The following is a 14,439-nucleotide window of genomic DNA, read 5'->3' as shown; positions in this document are numbered from 1 at the left end:
TTTGACGGCGAGTGCTGAAGTGCTTCACCATAGCGCTGAAGATTATTTCGAAGCGCGAAAATAAAGGGAGCCGTCCGTGGTGGTTGACAGCCAGCCAGGCCATATAGATCAAATTAAGCAGACCAATGCAGGTGCCGTTTATCGCCTGATTGATCAACTCGGCCCGGTTTCCCGCATTGACCTTTCACGTCTGGCGCAACTGGCGCCTGCCAGTATCACTAAAATCGTGCGTGAGCTGTTGGAAGTGCATCTGGTTCAGGAGACTGAAATTCAGGAGCCCGGTAGCCGCGGCCGCCCCGCAATTGGTCTGCAGGTAGAAACCGAAGCCTGGCATTATTTGTCTGTGCGTATTTCTCGCGGGGAAGTCAGCCTGGCGTTGCGTGATCTGAGCGGCAAAGGTGTGGTCGAAGAGAACATACCGTTTGCGGAGTCCGGCGAGGTGCCATTTCTGGAGCGTCTGGTCAAAGAAGTGGATGCATTTTTCACCCGCAATCAGTCCCGCCTGGAGCGGTTAACGGCGATTGCTATCACTTTGCCGGGTATTATTGATACGGAAAATGGCATCGTGCACAGCATGCCATTTTATTCTGATGTAAAAGAAATGCCACTTGGCAGTACGCTGGAAAATCATACTGGTGTACCCGTGTATATTCAGCATGATATCAGCGCATGGACTATGGCTGAGTCATTGTTTGGCGCATCACGCGGAGCCCGGGATATTATTCAGGTGGTTATCGACCACAATGTGGGTGCCGGTGTGATAACCGACGGGCGGTTGCTACATGCTGGCAGCAGCAGTCTGGTGGAGATTGGGCACACCCAGGTCGACCCGTGGGGGAAACGTTGCTATTGCGGAAATCACGGTTGCCTGGAAACCATTGCCAGTACCGACAGCGTTCTGGAGCTGGCACAGCAACGCCTGAGCCAGTCGATGAGCAGTATGTTGCATGACCAGCCGTTATCCGTTGAATCCCTGTGCGATGCGGCACTGAAAGGGGATTTACTGGCAAAAGATATTATCACCGGCGTGGGCACCAATGTTGGGCGTATCCTGGCAATTATGGTGAATTTATTTAACCCACAAAAAATACTGATTGGCTCGCCGCTGAACCGCGCTGCAGCTATTCTCTACCCGGCAATGACCAATTGCATTCACCAACAGTCGTTACCTGCCTACAGCCGCCATATCCGGGTAGAGTCTACCCAGTTCAATAACCGTGGCACAATGGCCGGGGCTGCCCTGGTAAAAGACGCGATGTATAACGGATCTTTACTCATCCGTCTGTTACAGGGGTAACAATTTACCGTAACTACACTAAAAATTGCGCTACCTCAAACTGACCACCTGCGGATTCTTTTAGAATTTCTGCACTGAATTATTTATTCCATTAACTATCCCCAAATAATTTAAGTTGCAGAACAGGCCTGTTGTACGCAGGTTTGGTTGTGGTCGCAATCGCCTTTCCTGAACCGTATTCGGCACATCTGGCAACTTGAAGTACGAAGGGCCTTTCTTCCCTTACAATATCGGTGGAGTCAGCCATGCTGAAGCGTTTTTTTGTCACGGGTACTGATACAGCTGTTGGTAAAACAGTGGTGTCCCGTGCGTTACTTCAGGCGTTGGTGTCAGCGGGACATACTGCTGCAGGGTATAAACCTGTAGCCAAAGGCAGTCAGGAGACACCGGAAGGGTTACGTAACCGGGATGCGCTGGTGCTGCAGTCGGTCTCATCGCTTGAATTACCTTATGATGCCGTCAATCCTGTCGCTCTGAGCGAAGAGGAAAGTAGCGTTGCTCACAGTTTCCCTATTAACTACAGCCTGTTATCTGATGGCCTGGCGAAATTATCCGGCCAGGTTCAGCACGTAGTTGTTGAAGGGACCGGGGGCTGGCGCAGCCTGATGAACGACCTGCGGCCACTTTCCGAATGGGTGGTGCAGGAACAATTGCCGGTACTGATGGTGGTGGGTATCCAGGAAGGGTGCATCAACCACGCATTGCTCACGGCCCAGGCGGTCGCCAGTGATGGTCTGCCGTTGCTTGGCTGGGTGGCTAACCGCATTAACCCATGCCTGGCGCACTATGCAGAAATTATTGATGTTCTGAGTAAAAAAATCCCGGCGCCGCTGGTGGGGGAAGTTCCCTATTTACCGCGGGCGGAACAGCGGGATTTGGCCCGGTATCTTGATCTATCCGTACTGGGCCTTACGGTAAATCGAGTCCGGCCACAGCCAGCGTGACAGAACGGAAGCAATAACACTTGCCAGTAGCAGGGCGGGTAACAACGTGTACTCGCCCGTCATTTCGCATACCATCAATGCTGCCATAATAGGCGCATGGGTGGTGGCGGCAAGCAATGCCGCCATTCCTGTCAGGCCGAAGTACAGCACGCTTTCGGTATTTACACCATGCAGCATTCCCCACAAACGCCCGGCACACAACCCTGTTGCCACACCAATAAATAAGGTGGGTGTGAAAACACCGCCCGGCGCGCCGGAGCAACTGCTCGCCAGCACGGCCAGCAACTTACACAGCAAAATCAGGCCAATAAACCCGAACAGCGGAGGCTGGCTCAAAAATGCCTGCACTACGCTGTAACCATTCCCCCAGACCATAGGGGTAAATGCAGAAAGGCAACCTACTATTGCGCCGCCAGCCATTAACCTGAGTGGTAAGGGCGCTATTTTTTGAAACCCTTTACGGCTGGCACACATCAGCCTGAGCAATAATGCTCCCCAGCACCCTATAACCACGCCAAGCAGCGCCATTTCCAGGTACTGAGAAGGTGATGGCGCGGCGAGAGGTATCACCTGGTAAAGTGTGGTTTTGCCGTTACTGAGCAGGAGTGTCACCAGTTGGGCCGTTACCGCTGCAATCACCACAGGCCCCAGCGAGGCCAGCATTAAGGTGCCAAACAACACTTCGGCAATAAACAGGCTTCCGGCAAGCGGGGCGTGATAGGCGCTTGCCATCCCGGCTGCAGCACCACAGGCAAGCCACAGTTTCCACTCTTCGCGCGGTGTCAGGTAGCGGCACAGTTTGGCGGCAGCAAGTGAGGCAAGTAATATCATGGCACCTTCCCGGCCAATTGCGCTGCCGGTAGAAACCACAATCAATGAGGCCCCGGATTTAACCAGGCTGCGTTGTGTATCAAGCTGGCCATCGCCACTTTCAATGGCTTCCATGTAGTCATCAGGGCCATGAGGATGCTGGACAGAATGGCGCTGCCATAACCACAGTACCAGGCCTGCCAGCAACCCTCCCATGGCAGGTGTCACAATACGTCGCCACAGGGGTAAGGCATCGGCTGCTGCAACCAGGCTGCCATCATTACTTCCTAAAACCGCATTTTCCAGAAACAATAATGTCTGGCGAAATAACCAGACCGCGAGTGCTGCGGCAATACCGGTGGCAACAGCCAGCAGCAGGCGGCGCAACATACTGCGAATTTCCGGAAAAGGGTGAAGACGGTGCATGGCAAAGATTCCCCAAAGTGAACCTTTATTTTAACTATCTGCCAGTTCTTAGCATTGTGGTTATAAGGTTATATTGAAACGAAATATAACAATAGGTGACGCTGTCACTTTAATGGCGAGCTAAGTTAACTGGCAGACCCGTAAGGTCTGCCAGAATAAGTGCACTCAGCGCCACAGCGGTTTTTCGGCAACAGGAACCGGTGAGCCTGACTGCCAGTGATGGAGTGTGACCCGAGTGAGCTGGCATAGCGCAGAGTAAAAGTCACCAGGTTCACTTTCCTCAAGCACATCGAGAAATCGGGGTACCCAGGGCAGAATGTGCCAGGCCAGCAGTTCGTTAGTTGCCTGCTCCTGGCCATTTTCCGCCAGCCATGCTGCCAACATAAGAAGGGTGCCAATATGGTCTTCCGGTTCATTCTGGTTGGTTTCATGCTGTATACCCAGGTGTTGCATCCAGCCACGTAAAGCCAGCAAAGAGTCGCCAAACAAGACATTCTCTTTATCAAGCCAGACGGAACCCCAGGGCGGAGCAGGCAGGGCGTCTGGCCCAATGAATAACCGCTGCCAGGTTTCATCCAGTTTACTGGCGTGCGGTGCAGCGAGCTGCATGTTCTCTGCAATTCTGTTCAGCCTTTCGCCTGCCCAGGGCCATTCCTGTAGCCAGCTCCCGGATGTAAAAGCGGCAACTAACGGGTGCGCTTGTGGTGTTTGTGGGGAAAAATAAAACAGCGCGCCCAGTGCGCGTCCTGTCAGGGCAATATTCTCCAGGCGGGACATGTTACACCTCAATTAACAGTGAATAAGCGGGCGTCCTCGCCCGCAGGAAGTTCAGCTTGCCACAGCCATACCAACAGTCATATGCAGGCCATAAAACAAACCCCGGCCAATCAATTCACCGAGAATAACCAGCACCCATCCGCTGAGCAAGGCGGGTAACGATGGATTTTTGCGCCGCACCAGTGGGCAGGCCCAGCACCCAAGACCGGATACCAACAATACCATGCGTGCTGTTTGCCATTGAGCATAGTGAGGCAGCAAATTAGTGGCCTGTTGTACTGAACTGTGGATCCCGGCAAGAGACACTGCCTGCGCGAAAGACGCAACAAACACAACCAGCAGAGCGATAATACTGAGTGTGGCGAAGCGGCTGCCGCTGAATGACACATTGGCCTGGCGAAGTAAAACAGCGCCCAGCACTGGACCGGTCAGCGCCACTGTGAGGAAAAAGCTGAGTGTGGTATAGCCAGTATGCCAGGTGGGAACGGTATCAATCTGGTAAACCCTTGTCATTGCCCAGACAAAAAACAGCCCAGCCACCATGCTCAGCAGCAGAACAAATTTTGCCACGGCTTCTGGCAATTTATGCAGAAAACTCAGTAACCACCAGAAACCGCCTATAGCGAAAAACAGCGAACCGCTGGCGATTTCGTTACTCAGTGCAGACTGGCCCAAACGGTTAAGGGAATTTAGCGCACGCCAGGGCGAGCCAAGGTGCAATACCGAGGCAACAAACGCCAGGCCCATTATCACCCACAGAAAAAACATACTTCGCACAACCCGGCGTTGCGCCGCTGGATTATTATCGAAGGCTATCCAGCCAAGGCCGGTGACAATCAACCCACCAACCACACTCTGGCCCAGCACAGTGAACAACACCAGGGGCCACTCTTGCCAGCCACTGCCCATATTACACCTCCTCCGGGTTAGCCAGATAGCCGAGACGATCACCCGTTGGGCGGCAATTGGCATTGGGTTTTATCACAATGGATGGTTGCGTGAAATGGGCGGCAGGAAGTGGAGCAACTGCCGCCAGCTCACCATGCTGCTTACGTAACTCATCAACCGGGCCAAAATCCAGCGCCCGTAACGGGCAGGATTCGACGCAAATCGGTTTTTCACCTTTAGCGACGCGGGAATAACAACCATCGCATTTTGTCATATGGCCTTTTGCCGCATTGTATTGTGGTGCGCCGTAAGGGCATGCCATATGGCAATAGCGGCATCCAATACACACATCTTCGTTAACCACTACAAACCCGTCTTCCCGTTTATGCATGGCTCCGCTTGGGCACACTTTGGTGCAGGCTGGGTCTGCGCAATGGTTACAGGCAATAGAGAGGTAATAGGCAAAAACATTTTGCCGCCAGACGCCGTTATCTTCCTGCCAGTTACCACCAGCGTATTCATAGATGCGCCGAAAACTGACGTCCGGCGTTAAATTCTTGTAATCCTTGCAGGCAAGCTCACAGGTTTTACAACCAGTACAGCGGCTGGAATCGATAAAAAAACCATATTGTGTGGACATCAGCAAGGCTCCTTATACCTTCTCTATTTCAACGAGGTTGGTATGTTGCGGGTTGCCTTTTGCCAGGGGAGACGGGCGCTGCGTGGTTAATGTATTGACACAGGCTCCGTGATCAATTCTGTCTCCGTTCATATTGGCATCATGCCATGCTCCCTGGCCCATCGCTGTTACGCCGGGCATAATGCGTGGTGTCACTTTAGCGGGAATGCGCAGCTCACCACGTTCATTAAATACCCGCACCATATCCCCTTGTTGAATGCCGCGTTGTTGGGCATCAACCGGGTTGATCCACACTTCCTGGCGGCAGGCTGCCTGCAGCACGTCAACATTGCCATAAGAAGAGTGGGTGCGCGCTTTGTAATGAAATCCAAACAGCTGTAAAGGCCACTGGTGCCGCTCTGATGAATCCCAGCCTTCAAAAGTGCTGGCATAAACAGGCAGCGGGCTGATGACCTCGTCGGGTTTGATTTCCCACTTTTTGGCAATGTCTGCCAGCCGTGAAGAATAAATTTCAATTTTCCCGGAGGGCGTTTTTAATGGATGCCCCAGCGGGTCATCGCGGAAGTCTTTATAGGCAACAAAATGCCCGTCCGGGTCTTTGCGCTTATAAATACCCATTTCACGCAGTGCTTCATATTGCGGAAGTTTGGGATCCCGGGCGATCATTTTGCTGTACAGGTACTGCAACCATTCACGCTGGGTCCGGCCTTCAGTAAATTTCTGGTAAATATCCGGGCCGAGCCTGCGGGCAATTTCACTGGTTATCCAGTAAATGGGTTTACGTTCAAATTTTGCGGAAGTTGCTGGCTGGATAAATATCAGGTAGCCCATGTTACCCGCATAATCATTGGGAATAATATCTTCCTGCTCAACGGTCATCAGGTCTGGCAGCAGAATATCGGCATATTTCGCTGAAGCCGTTAAAAAGTTGTCGATAACCACAATCATTTCGCACTGTTTGTCGTCCTGCAAAATATCATGGGTGCGGTTTATCTGGGCATGCTGGTTCACCAGTGCATTGCCTGCATAGTTCCAGATAAATTTAATAGGTACATCGAGTTTTTCTTTGCCGCGCACCCCATCGCGCAGTGCTGTCATTTCCGGCCCGCGTGTAATGGCATCTGTCCATGTGAAGCAGGAAATCGCCGTTTTAACCGGGTTATCCAGTACTGGCATACGCTCAATGGTAATGGTCCAGGTTGATTCACGCGCACCACTGTTACCACCATTAATGCCAACATTGCCGGTCAGAATGGGGAGCATCGCTATTGCGCGGGATGTCAGTTCCCCATTAGCCTGGCGCTGCGGCCCCCAGCCCTGGCAAATATAAGCGGGTTTAGTACTGCCTATTTCCCGGGCAAGCTGGGTAATTTTGTCGGCAGGAATACCCGTAATAGCCGATGCCCACTGTGGCGTTTTCGGCGTTTTATCCTCTCCGGCGCCTAATATCCAGGCTTTATAATGGCCATTCGCAGGGGCATCTGCCGGGAGTGTTTTCTCGTCATAGCCAACGCAATAGTCATCTAAAAATGCCTGGTCAACTAAATTCTCGGTAATCAGAACCCAGGCCATTCCTGATACCAGAGCGGCGTCCGTACCCGGTCGAATAGGAACCCACTCATCTTCACGGCCTGCCGCGGTATCGGTGTAGCGGGGGTCAATGACTATCATTCTGGCATTGGATATTGCCCGAGCCTGCTCAAGGAAATAAGTGATCCCGCCGCCACTCATGCGGGTTTCTGCCGGGTTATTGCCAAACATCACAACCAGTTTGCTATTTTGTATATCCGAAGTGCTGTTACCCAGGTTGCTGCCATAGGTGTAAGGCATGGCACAGGCAATTTGTGCGGTGCTGTAGGTGCCATACTGGTTGAGGAAACCGCCGTAGCAATTCATCAGACGGCTGACGAGGGATGCAGAAGGTGACGAGCGTGTGACGTTGCCGCCAACAATGCCAGAGCTGTAATTGATATAGACAGCTTCATTGCCCCAGGTTTTCACTACCCGTTTCAGGTCAGAGGTAATGGTATCCAGCGCCTCATCCCACGAGATACGCTCGAATTTACCTTCACCGCGTTTACCGACCCGTTTCATTGGGTAATTCAGCCTGTCCGGATGGTTCATTCTGCGGCGAATTGAGCGGCCCCGCAGGCAGGCGCGTACCTGGTGATCACCATAAATATCAAGCCCGGTATTATCCGTTTCGACCCAGGTGACTTCATCATCAGTGACGTGCAGGCGCAGTGCGCAACGGCTGCCACAGTTAACTGAGCAGGCACCCCAAACCACTTTTTCTCCGGCGGGTGCCATACCCTGTTTCACGGCCGCAGTGGCAGGGCGCAAACCGAATGGCAGGCTCACTCCACCGGCGGCCAGTGCCAGCCCACTTAATACGCCAGATTTGACCAGCGTTCTGCGGCTGATACCGCTATGTTCATCGCTCGACATAACTCGCTCCATCAACACAGAAAATAGGTAACTACAACGTGAAAAGCACGGGTGAAAGCGTAACTGGCTGTGTGGTAATGCCTGTGGACTACTACGGGCTTTCTGTACCAGGGGAACGCTTCAGCCGTTTTTAGTTACCAGGCTAATAATTTTCAATATGCAGTGTGGCAGGGTGGAGGGCGTAAAATATTATTTCGAATCAAATATCAGCGGGTTTTGTGTGATAAAACAGATGGGGTGCTGGCAGGGGGGAATAACGGGCGTGGCTCAGAGTCAGGCCACGCCAGGGCAGAAATGCATCAGGGTGATGGTGTGTGCATTTCGCTGTCGGTGCTGTTATCGGCGCTATCGCCTTTTTGGTACAGAATCTTAAACGTATCGTTTGCACAATGGCCAACAACCTGCGCACCCGGTTGTTCTGCCTGGTCATTGGCTACAATCGAAAGCGAGAAGTTATCCGGGTCCACGCCATTATGGATGATTCGTTGTTCAATATCGGCTTTGACCCGTTCGCAGGATGCCGGCGCAGCCAGGGCAGAGAAGCTAAAACACAGTAACAATGCTGTAGGCCATAAAACGGCTTTCATAGGTATTACCTCCTGAATTTGTGTGATACCTCAGTCTGGCAGATAATAGGTAAAGTACTGTATTGCTTTATATCATTTAAACAGGTTAATTCTGATTTGCTAAGGAACTATGTGCGATACGTCATTCCAGTGAGTTTTATGGCGATTCTCCTCGCAGGTTGCGATGACAATCAGCCCCCGCAGGCACTGACGCCTGAAATGGCCAGTTACTCTAATGAATTCGATTTTGACCCCGTGCGCGGCCCGGTAAAAACCCTGACCGAAACATTGCTCAATGAAGATGGGAAAGTTGAGCGGCGCTTCCATGCCACGTTATCGCAGGAAGGGTGTTTTAACACAATGGATATGCATGATGTGTCACGTAACACCGATTCTTCATTAGTGCTCGATGCTAACTACTATATTGATGCAATTACCCAGAATAAGCTGATTCGGCTGCAGGGAAAATGCCAACTGGAGTCTATTCCGGAAGCCGGGGTGACATATCAGACTAATGACAATGATTTCGTGACGGGAGTGACCAGCAAAGACTTGCTCATCACCTACAGTTACGCGGCGAACGGTTTTCCTCTGGGGCGGGTAACGAAAAGAGGTGACCAGACCCTGGAAATCCGCAACATACCGGAAAAAGACACGCGCAAGCTGCTTGATTACCACACAGAGACCTGGGTAAACGGTAAGAAGGTGAGCCAGACAGTACAAACCTGCGACTACGACAGCCACAATAACCCGACAACCTGTGAAATTGAAAGTAACAGCGTTACGGCAAAACCCGAAACGCCAACCCGGTATACCGTAAAGTACGAAATTGAATATTACTGACAGGTACTGGCTGCGCTCAGGCAGCCAGCGCACTTACTGCGCAGTGGGCTTCACCATGCCGCTGGAGGGGGCTTTATGCAGAGCCATATACTGGTGCTGCAGAATATACATTCTGATGGTGTTGCGGTATTCGCCGTTAATAAAAAACTCATCTACCAGTTCACCTTCCACAATAAAGCCCAGCTTTTTGTAGATGTGAATGGCTTTGGCGTTTTCTTTATCAACAATCAGGTAGAGTTTATATAAGTTGAGAACGGTAAACCCGTAATCCATTGCCAGTTTTGCTGCCCGGGCAGCCAGGCCTTTACCCTGAAATTCTGGGGAGATAATTATCTGGAATTCCGCGCGGCGGTGGACATGATTAATCTCCACCAGCTCAACCAGGCCTGCTTTTTGCCCCTGGCATTCCACAACAAAACGGCGTTCACTTTGGTCATGAATATGCTTGTCGTACAAGTCCGATAACTCGACAAAAGCTTCATAAGGCTCTTCAAACCAGTAACGCATAACGCTGGCGTTGTTATCGAGCTGGTGGACAAAGCGCAAATCTTCGCGCTCCAGTGGGCGCAGTTTTATTTCATCAAACCCTGACATGTTTTAATTCCCTGTATTTGAGATGTGCTCCCGGCAGGCGGGAGCGGGAGAGATTATTGAGCTATCTGACGGCCAGTGTTACGGTCCAGGCAGCGCAGTGTGTTCGGCTCCCAGTACGCATTAACATTGGAACTTTTCAGGCAACGGTCACGAGCGTCGAATGCCGCATCTTCCTTATCCCATTCTTTTTCAACCCGGTTGTTAACCTTGTTACGCAAAGACCGCGTATCATTCCATTGTTCTTTATCCATTGCCGCGTTTTGGCGGCTCTGTGCACTGTCACCTGACTCAATAATCAGTTTATCTGTTTGCGATAACGCCGGTGCTGAAAATGCTACAGCACTGGCCAGCAGGGCGACAGGCAGTAATGACGTTAACAATTGTCCTGCTTTACTCATAGAGACTCCTTATTCACAAATCACCGGATCCTTGTTTTGTATTTACGTACAGGAAGGCCCGGGCACCTGTCTCGTAAATTATCACGAGTATATAACATTGTGATGCCAGCTCAACACTACAGGTATATCTCGTTGCAATTACATACAGGTTAATGATAACCCGAAGACAGGGTCAGGTTTTATCACAGGCTGTTACCCACCTGAACCAGACAAGGTTTTCTGGCACTGAAACGCAATTTCATTTTATTTTGTGATGTATATCACAATTAACTACCATTCTAGTCTTGTAGTAGGGGAAACATGTCGTACATCATAAAAGCACAAAACCGAGTCTGCCAGGATAAAGCCATCCTGGTTCAATCCGCTTAATGATGAGTTTAATAATGGAAAAGACGTTATTAGCAGCAAAAGCTACCTGCCCGGCCTATGACAGAAGCGCCCTTAAGACCCGCATTGTTCACCTGGGTTTTGGTGCGTTTCACCGCGCCCATCAGGGTGTTTATGCCGATATTCTTGCCGCTGAGCACCAAAGCGACTGGGGTTATTGCGAAGTTAATCTGATTGGCGGTGAACAGCAAATCGCTGATTTACACCGCCAGGATAACCTGTATACCGTCGCTGAAATGTCCGCCGATAACTGGCAGGCGCGTGTAGTGGGCGTAGTAAAACGTGCCATGCACGTTTCCGTTGATGGCCTGGACGCGGTTCTGGAAGCCATGTGTGAACCTCAGGTGGCGATTGTCTCCCTGACCATCACAGAAAAAGGGTACTGCCACTCCCCGGCAACAGGTGAGCTTAACCTGGACAACCCTCTGATTGCCGAAGATTTACGCCACCCGCAACAACCGAAATCGGCTGCTGGTGTGATTGTTGCCGCGCTGGCATTGCGCAAAGCGCGCGGCCTGGCGCCATTCAGCGTGATGTCATGCGATAACATGCCAGAAAATGGCCATGTTACCCGCAAAGTTGTGCTGGCATATGCCCGCCAGGTTGATGCTGCGCTGGCAAGCTGGATTGAGCAGCACGTCACTTTCCCGTGCACCATGGTTGACCGTATTGTGCCTGCCGTGACAGCAGATACACTGGCTAAAATTGAACAGATTACCGGGGTTGCTGACCCGGCCGGGGTTGCCTGCGAACCTTTCCGCCAGTGGGTGATTGAAGATAACTTCGTCGCAGGCCGCCCGGAATGGGAAAAAGCCGGGGCGCAGCTGGTCAATGACGTTATCCCATTTGAAGAAATGAAATTACGCATGCTCAACGGCAGCCACTCATTCCTGGCTTATCTGGGTTACCTTGCCGGTTACCAGCATATTAACGACTGTATGGGTGATGATAACTATCGCCGTGCTGCACATGCGCTGATGCTGCGTGAACAGGCACCGACACTGCAGGTTCAGGGCGTGGACCTGGCGCGTTATGCTGATTTATTGATTGAGCGTTACACCAACCCGGCACTGCGCCATCGTACCTGGCAAATTGCGATGGATGGCAGCCAGAAATTACCGCAACGTATGCTGGATTCAGTTCGCTGGCATCGTGCGCATAGCAGTGACTTCTCACTGCTGGCATTAGGTGTTGCCGGGTGGATGCGCTATGTCGGTGAGGTAGATGAACAAGGCCAGCCCATCGAGGTAATGGACCCGCTGTTGCCTGTTATCCGTGAAGCGACTGCCGCTTCGGCGGAAGATGATTCCCGGGTTAAAGCTTTGCTGGGGATAAGCGCGATTTTTGGTACCGATTTACCCCAGGACCCGGCTTTTGTGGAAGCGGTTACCCAGGCCTGGCGTTCATTGCTGGCGCATGGCGCAAAAGCGACGGTTGCTGCCTGGGCTCAGGCGAATGCCTGATTGCCTGCCTGTTACTGCAGTGTGATTTATGTATTACCGACCAAACCCGCTGCGGCGGGTTTTTTTACGCCCGGAGGAAGAGGAAGGCAGCTGGCCAGTAAATTATCTTCAAATAACGCCAGCCAGGCACTCCACGGACTTATTGCTCTTCAGTAAACCAGTCGCGGTTTTCCTGGCGAATTAGCAAAACAGAAGCACTAATCTCAGCCAGGTGCTGATGCATGGTTTCGTCAGCCAGTTGTTCATCATGCTTTTCCAGCGCCCGGAATATCGCCCAGTGTTGCTCCAGCAACATCTCATGAGGCGTAACGTGGTCAAGGCTCATAAACCGCACCCGGTCCATTGCTGCTTTAATATTCTCAATGGTTTCCCATGCCAGGCGGCACTGGGCAACATCACAAAGAATTTGGTGAAAATCGTCATCCAGTTGGAAAAAGTCATTCAGCTGGTGGCGGTCAATTGCTGTGCGCTGCTGGTTGAGGTTTTGCTCTAACTGGTAAAGCTGTGCATCGGTCACCAGTGTGGCGGCACGGCGCACAACGGCGCGCTCTATCGCTTCACGGACAAAACCGCCACTACGTACCTGGTTCAGGGAGATTTTGTTGACGTAACTCCCACGCTGAGGGCGGATCTGGATCAGTCCATTTTCTGCCAGTTTGATAAACGCCTCACGTACCGGCTGGCGCGAAACATCAAAACGCAGCGACACTTCTTTTTCTGAAAGCGGGGTGCCGGGCGGGATCAGGCAGTGCACAATATCGCGCCGCAAAATGCGGTATATCTGCTGATTGACGGGTTGGGTTGGGTTGAGATGCGTTTCAGCGGCCATGGTTTGTCTTTTGTTAGAGTAAACCCAATGATTTTACCCTGTTTTTGGCGGTTCGCCCATACCCGGCTGGCAAGCCGGGTGGGGAAAATCAGGCTGAGCGATGGACTGTTAACCCACCAAAAGTCTGGCTGACAGGCATCATCTCAAGTGTATTGATATTGACATGTGCAGGCAGGGTGGCAACCCACCAGACTGCCTCGGTGACATCTTCCGGGGTCAGGGCTTGCGTATTCTGGTAGGTTTTATCCGCTTTATCGTCATCACCTTTGAAGCGAACATTGGAAAATTCCGTGCCACCAACCAGGCCTGGTTCAATATCGGTTACCCGCACCCCAGTGCCGTTCAGGTCGGTCCGCAGGTTAAGACTGAACTGGCGAACAAACGCTTTGGTCGCCCCATAAACATTGCCACCTGCATAAGGCCAGCTACCGGCAGTGGAACCAATATTGATGACATGCCCACGGTTACGTTCAACCATGCCCGGCAACACTGCGCGTGTCATATATACCAGGCCTTTGGTATTGGTATCAATCATGGTTTCCCAGTCATCCGCGCTGGCTTTATGTGCAGGCTCTAAACCCAGGGCCAGCCCGGCATTATTTACCAGCACATCAATGTCGCGCCATTCGGCTGGCAACGAGCTGATGGCGGATTCAATCGCTGCACGATTACGCACATCAAGTTGAATGGTCAGCACGCTGTCGCCGAGGGCGTCCTGCAATGCTTTTAAACGCTCAGCCCGGCGCCCGGTAGCAATAACTTTATGCCCGTTAGCCACAAAACGACGAGTAATTGCTTCACCAAACCCGGCTGTTGCGCCTGTTACCAGAATAAGCATCTGTATGTTCCTCTACATTTTTGCGTGGTTTTGCCCATGGCAGAACAGGCAGCGGTGGTACAGCCCTGGCGGTATACAGCATCGTGATTTGTCTGCACACACGGTGCATGTTGAACAGCAAGTGATTGTTCGGTAACCAGCAAAGCTCACACAACTGCCTGAAACAGAAACTATACCTTAGCACGCGAAACATAAGCTTGAGAACTCTGCCCGGATAACAACAGCATTCCGGTGTTCACTCATGGTGCAACTGAACCATTAAAGTGCAGAGAAGATGCACGAAAAAGTGCG

At 51.8% G+C, this 14,439-nt stretch carries 14 protein-coding genes; 4 read left to right on the top strand and 10 right to left on the bottom strand.

Going from position 1 to position 14,439, the window contains the following annotated elements:
* Nucleotides 1-76: 76 nt before the first annotated feature.
* Both mlc and bioD read left to right on the top strand, forming a co-directional pair.
* The gene (mlc, locus tag DES37_RS06655; RefSeq protein ID WP_036113482.1) at nt 77-1,297 is read left to right on the top strand and encodes a sugar metabolism global transcriptional regulator Mlc; all 1,221 of its coding nucleotides are present in this window, start codon (nt 77-79) and stop codon (nt 1,295-1,297) included.
* Between the two features lie 245 nt (nt 1,298-1,542).
* On the top strand, nt 1,543-2,241 hold the full coding sequence (gene bioD / locus DES37_RS06650; RefSeq protein ID WP_036113475.1) for a dethiobiotin synthase: 699 nt from the start codon (nt 1,543-1,545) through the stop codon (nt 2,239-2,241).
* On the opposite strand, the gene clcB is transcribed toward bioD, so the two are convergent.
* The 6 genes from clcB to DES37_RS06620 form a co-directional block, all read right to left on the bottom strand.
* Nucleotides 2,191-3,477: a voltage-gated ClC-type chloride channel ClcB gene (gene clcB, locus DES37_RS06645; protein WP_110025288.1), complete on the bottom strand. Its 1,287-nt coding sequence runs from the start codon at nt 3,475-3,477 to the stop codon at nt 2,191-2,193. The genes bioD and clcB overlap by 51 nt on opposite strands.
* 165 nt (nt 3,478-3,642) lie before the next feature.
* The gene (gene dmsD, locus DES37_RS06640; RefSeq protein ID WP_110025287.1) at nt 3,643-4,254 is read right to left on the bottom strand and encodes a Tat proofreading chaperone DmsD; all 612 of its coding nucleotides are present in this window, start codon (nt 4,252-4,254) and stop codon (nt 3,643-3,645) included.
* Between the two features lie 51 nt (nt 4,255-4,305).
* The gene (locus tag DES37_RS06635) at nt 4,306-5,163 is read right to left on the bottom strand and encodes a DmsC/YnfH family molybdoenzyme membrane anchor subunit (RefSeq protein ID WP_110025286.1); all 858 of its coding nucleotides are present in this window, start codon (nt 5,161-5,163) and stop codon (nt 4,306-4,308) included.
* Between the two features lies 1 nt (nt 5,164).
* Nucleotides 5,165-5,782: a DMSO/selenate family reductase complex B subunit gene (locus DES37_RS06630; protein ID WP_036113445.1), complete on the bottom strand. Its 618-nt coding sequence runs from the start codon at nt 5,780-5,782 to the stop codon at nt 5,165-5,167.
* Nucleotides 5,783-5,794: 12 nt separating this feature from the next.
* Nucleotides 5,795-8,230, bottom strand: coding sequence for a selenate/tellurate reductase subunit YnfE (ynfE, locus tag DES37_RS06625; RefSeq protein WP_110025285.1), 2,436 nt, complete (start codon nt 8,228-8,230; stop codon nt 5,795-5,797).
* Between the two features lie 299 nt (nt 8,231-8,529).
* The gene (locus tag DES37_RS06620; protein WP_036113439.1) at nt 8,530-8,817 is read right to left on the bottom strand and encodes a DUF1161 domain-containing protein; all 288 of its coding nucleotides are present in this window, start codon (nt 8,815-8,817) and stop codon (nt 8,530-8,532) included.
* A gap of 111 nt (nt 8,818-8,928) precedes the next feature.
* Here DES37_RS06620 and DES37_RS06615 point away from each other — a divergent pair, with 111 nt between their 5' ends.
* Complete coding sequence (locus tag DES37_RS06615) at nt 8,929-9,639, top strand: YnfC family lipoprotein (RefSeq protein ID WP_072006993.1); 711 nt, start codon at nt 8,929-8,931, stop codon at nt 9,637-9,639.
* A gap of 33 nt (nt 9,640-9,672) precedes the next feature.
* On the opposite strand, the gene speG is transcribed toward DES37_RS06615, so the two are convergent.
* Together speG and DES37_RS06605 are read right to left on the bottom strand one after the other, a co-directional pair.
* On the bottom strand, nt 9,673-10,233 hold the full coding sequence (gene speG / locus DES37_RS06610) for a spermidine N1-acetyltransferase (RefSeq protein WP_110025284.1): 561 nt from the start codon (nt 10,231-10,233) through the stop codon (nt 9,673-9,675).
* A 53-nt stretch (nt 10,234-10,286) separates the two neighbouring features.
* The gene (locus tag DES37_RS06605) at nt 10,287-10,631 is read right to left on the bottom strand and encodes a DUF1283 family protein (RefSeq protein ID WP_110025283.1); all 345 of its coding nucleotides are present in this window, start codon (nt 10,629-10,631) and stop codon (nt 10,287-10,289) included.
* 383 nt (nt 10,632-11,014) lie between these two features.
* Here DES37_RS06605 and DES37_RS06600 point away from each other — a divergent pair, with 383 nt between their 5' ends.
* Nucleotides 11,015-12,481, top strand: coding sequence for a mannitol dehydrogenase family protein (locus tag DES37_RS06600; protein WP_110025325.1), 1,467 nt, complete (start codon nt 11,015-11,017; stop codon nt 12,479-12,481).
* 139 nt (nt 12,482-12,620) lie between these two features.
* Here DES37_RS06600 and DES37_RS06595 read toward each other — a convergent pair whose 3' ends face one another.
* Together DES37_RS06595 and ydfG are read right to left on the bottom strand one after the other, a co-directional pair.
* Nucleotides 12,621-13,310, bottom strand: coding sequence for a GntR family transcriptional regulator (locus tag DES37_RS06595; RefSeq protein ID WP_036113427.1), 690 nt, complete (start codon nt 13,308-13,310; stop codon nt 12,621-12,623).
* An 88-nt stretch (nt 13,311-13,398) separates the two neighbouring features.
* The gene (ydfG, locus tag DES37_RS06590) at nt 13,399-14,148 is read right to left on the bottom strand and encodes a bifunctional NADP-dependent 3-hydroxy acid dehydrogenase/3-hydroxypropionate dehydrogenase YdfG (protein ID WP_036113424.1); all 750 of its coding nucleotides are present in this window, start codon (nt 14,146-14,148) and stop codon (nt 13,399-13,401) included.
* Nucleotides 14,149-14,439 lie beyond the last annotated feature (291 nt).

The sequence above is a fragment of the Mangrovibacter plantisponsor genome, from assembly GCF_003182475.1.
Lineage (GTDB): Bacteria > Pseudomonadota > Gammaproteobacteria > Enterobacterales > Enterobacteriaceae > Mangrovibacter > Mangrovibacter plantisponsor.
This window is presented reverse-complemented; position numbering and strand designations above follow the sequence as displayed.

Bases quoted from the DNA above. Each gene is read 5' to 3' on its own strand.
- speG (WP_110025284.1), bottom strand. From the start codon at position 10,233: ATGTCAGGGTTTGATGAAATAAAACTGCGCCCACTGGAGCGCGAAGAT.
- DES37_RS06595 (WP_036113427.1), bottom strand. From the start codon at position 13,310: ATGGCCGCTGAAACGCATCTCAACCCAACCCAACCCGTCAATCAGCAG.
- clcB (WP_110025288.1), bottom strand. From the start codon at position 3,477: ATGCACCGTCTTCACCCTTTTCCGGAAATTCGCAGTATGTTGCGCCGC.
- DES37_RS06600 (WP_110025325.1), top strand. From the start codon at position 11,015: ATGGAAAAGACGTTATTAGCAGCAAAAGCTACCTGCCCGGCCTATGAC.
- DES37_RS06605 (WP_110025283.1), bottom strand. From the start codon at position 10,631: ATGAGTAAAGCAGGACAATTGTTAACGTCATTACTGCCTGTCGCCCTG.
- DES37_RS06630 (WP_036113445.1), bottom strand. From the start codon at position 5,782: ATGTCCACACAATATGGTTTTTTTATCGATTCCAGCCGCTGTACTGGT.
- ynfE (WP_110025285.1), bottom strand. From the start codon at position 8,230: ATGTCGAGCGATGAACATAGCGGTATCAGCCGCAGAACGCTGGTCAAA.
- ydfG (WP_036113424.1), bottom strand. From the start codon at position 14,148: ATGCTTATTCTGGTAACAGGCGCAACAGCCGGGTTTGGTGAAGCAATT.
- DES37_RS06635 (WP_110025286.1), bottom strand. From the start codon at position 5,163: ATGGGCAGTGGCTGGCAAGAGTGGCCCCTGGTGTTGTTCACTGTGCTG.
- DES37_RS06620 (WP_036113439.1), bottom strand. From the start codon at position 8,817: ATGAAAGCCGTTTTATGGCCTACAGCATTGTTACTGTGTTTTAGCTTC.
- bioD (WP_036113475.1), top strand. From the start codon at position 1,543: ATGCTGAAGCGTTTTTTTGTCACGGGTACTGATACAGCTGTTGGTAAA.
- dmsD (WP_110025287.1), bottom strand. From the start codon at position 4,254: ATGTCCCGCCTGGAGAATATTGCCCTGACAGGACGCGCACTGGGCGCG.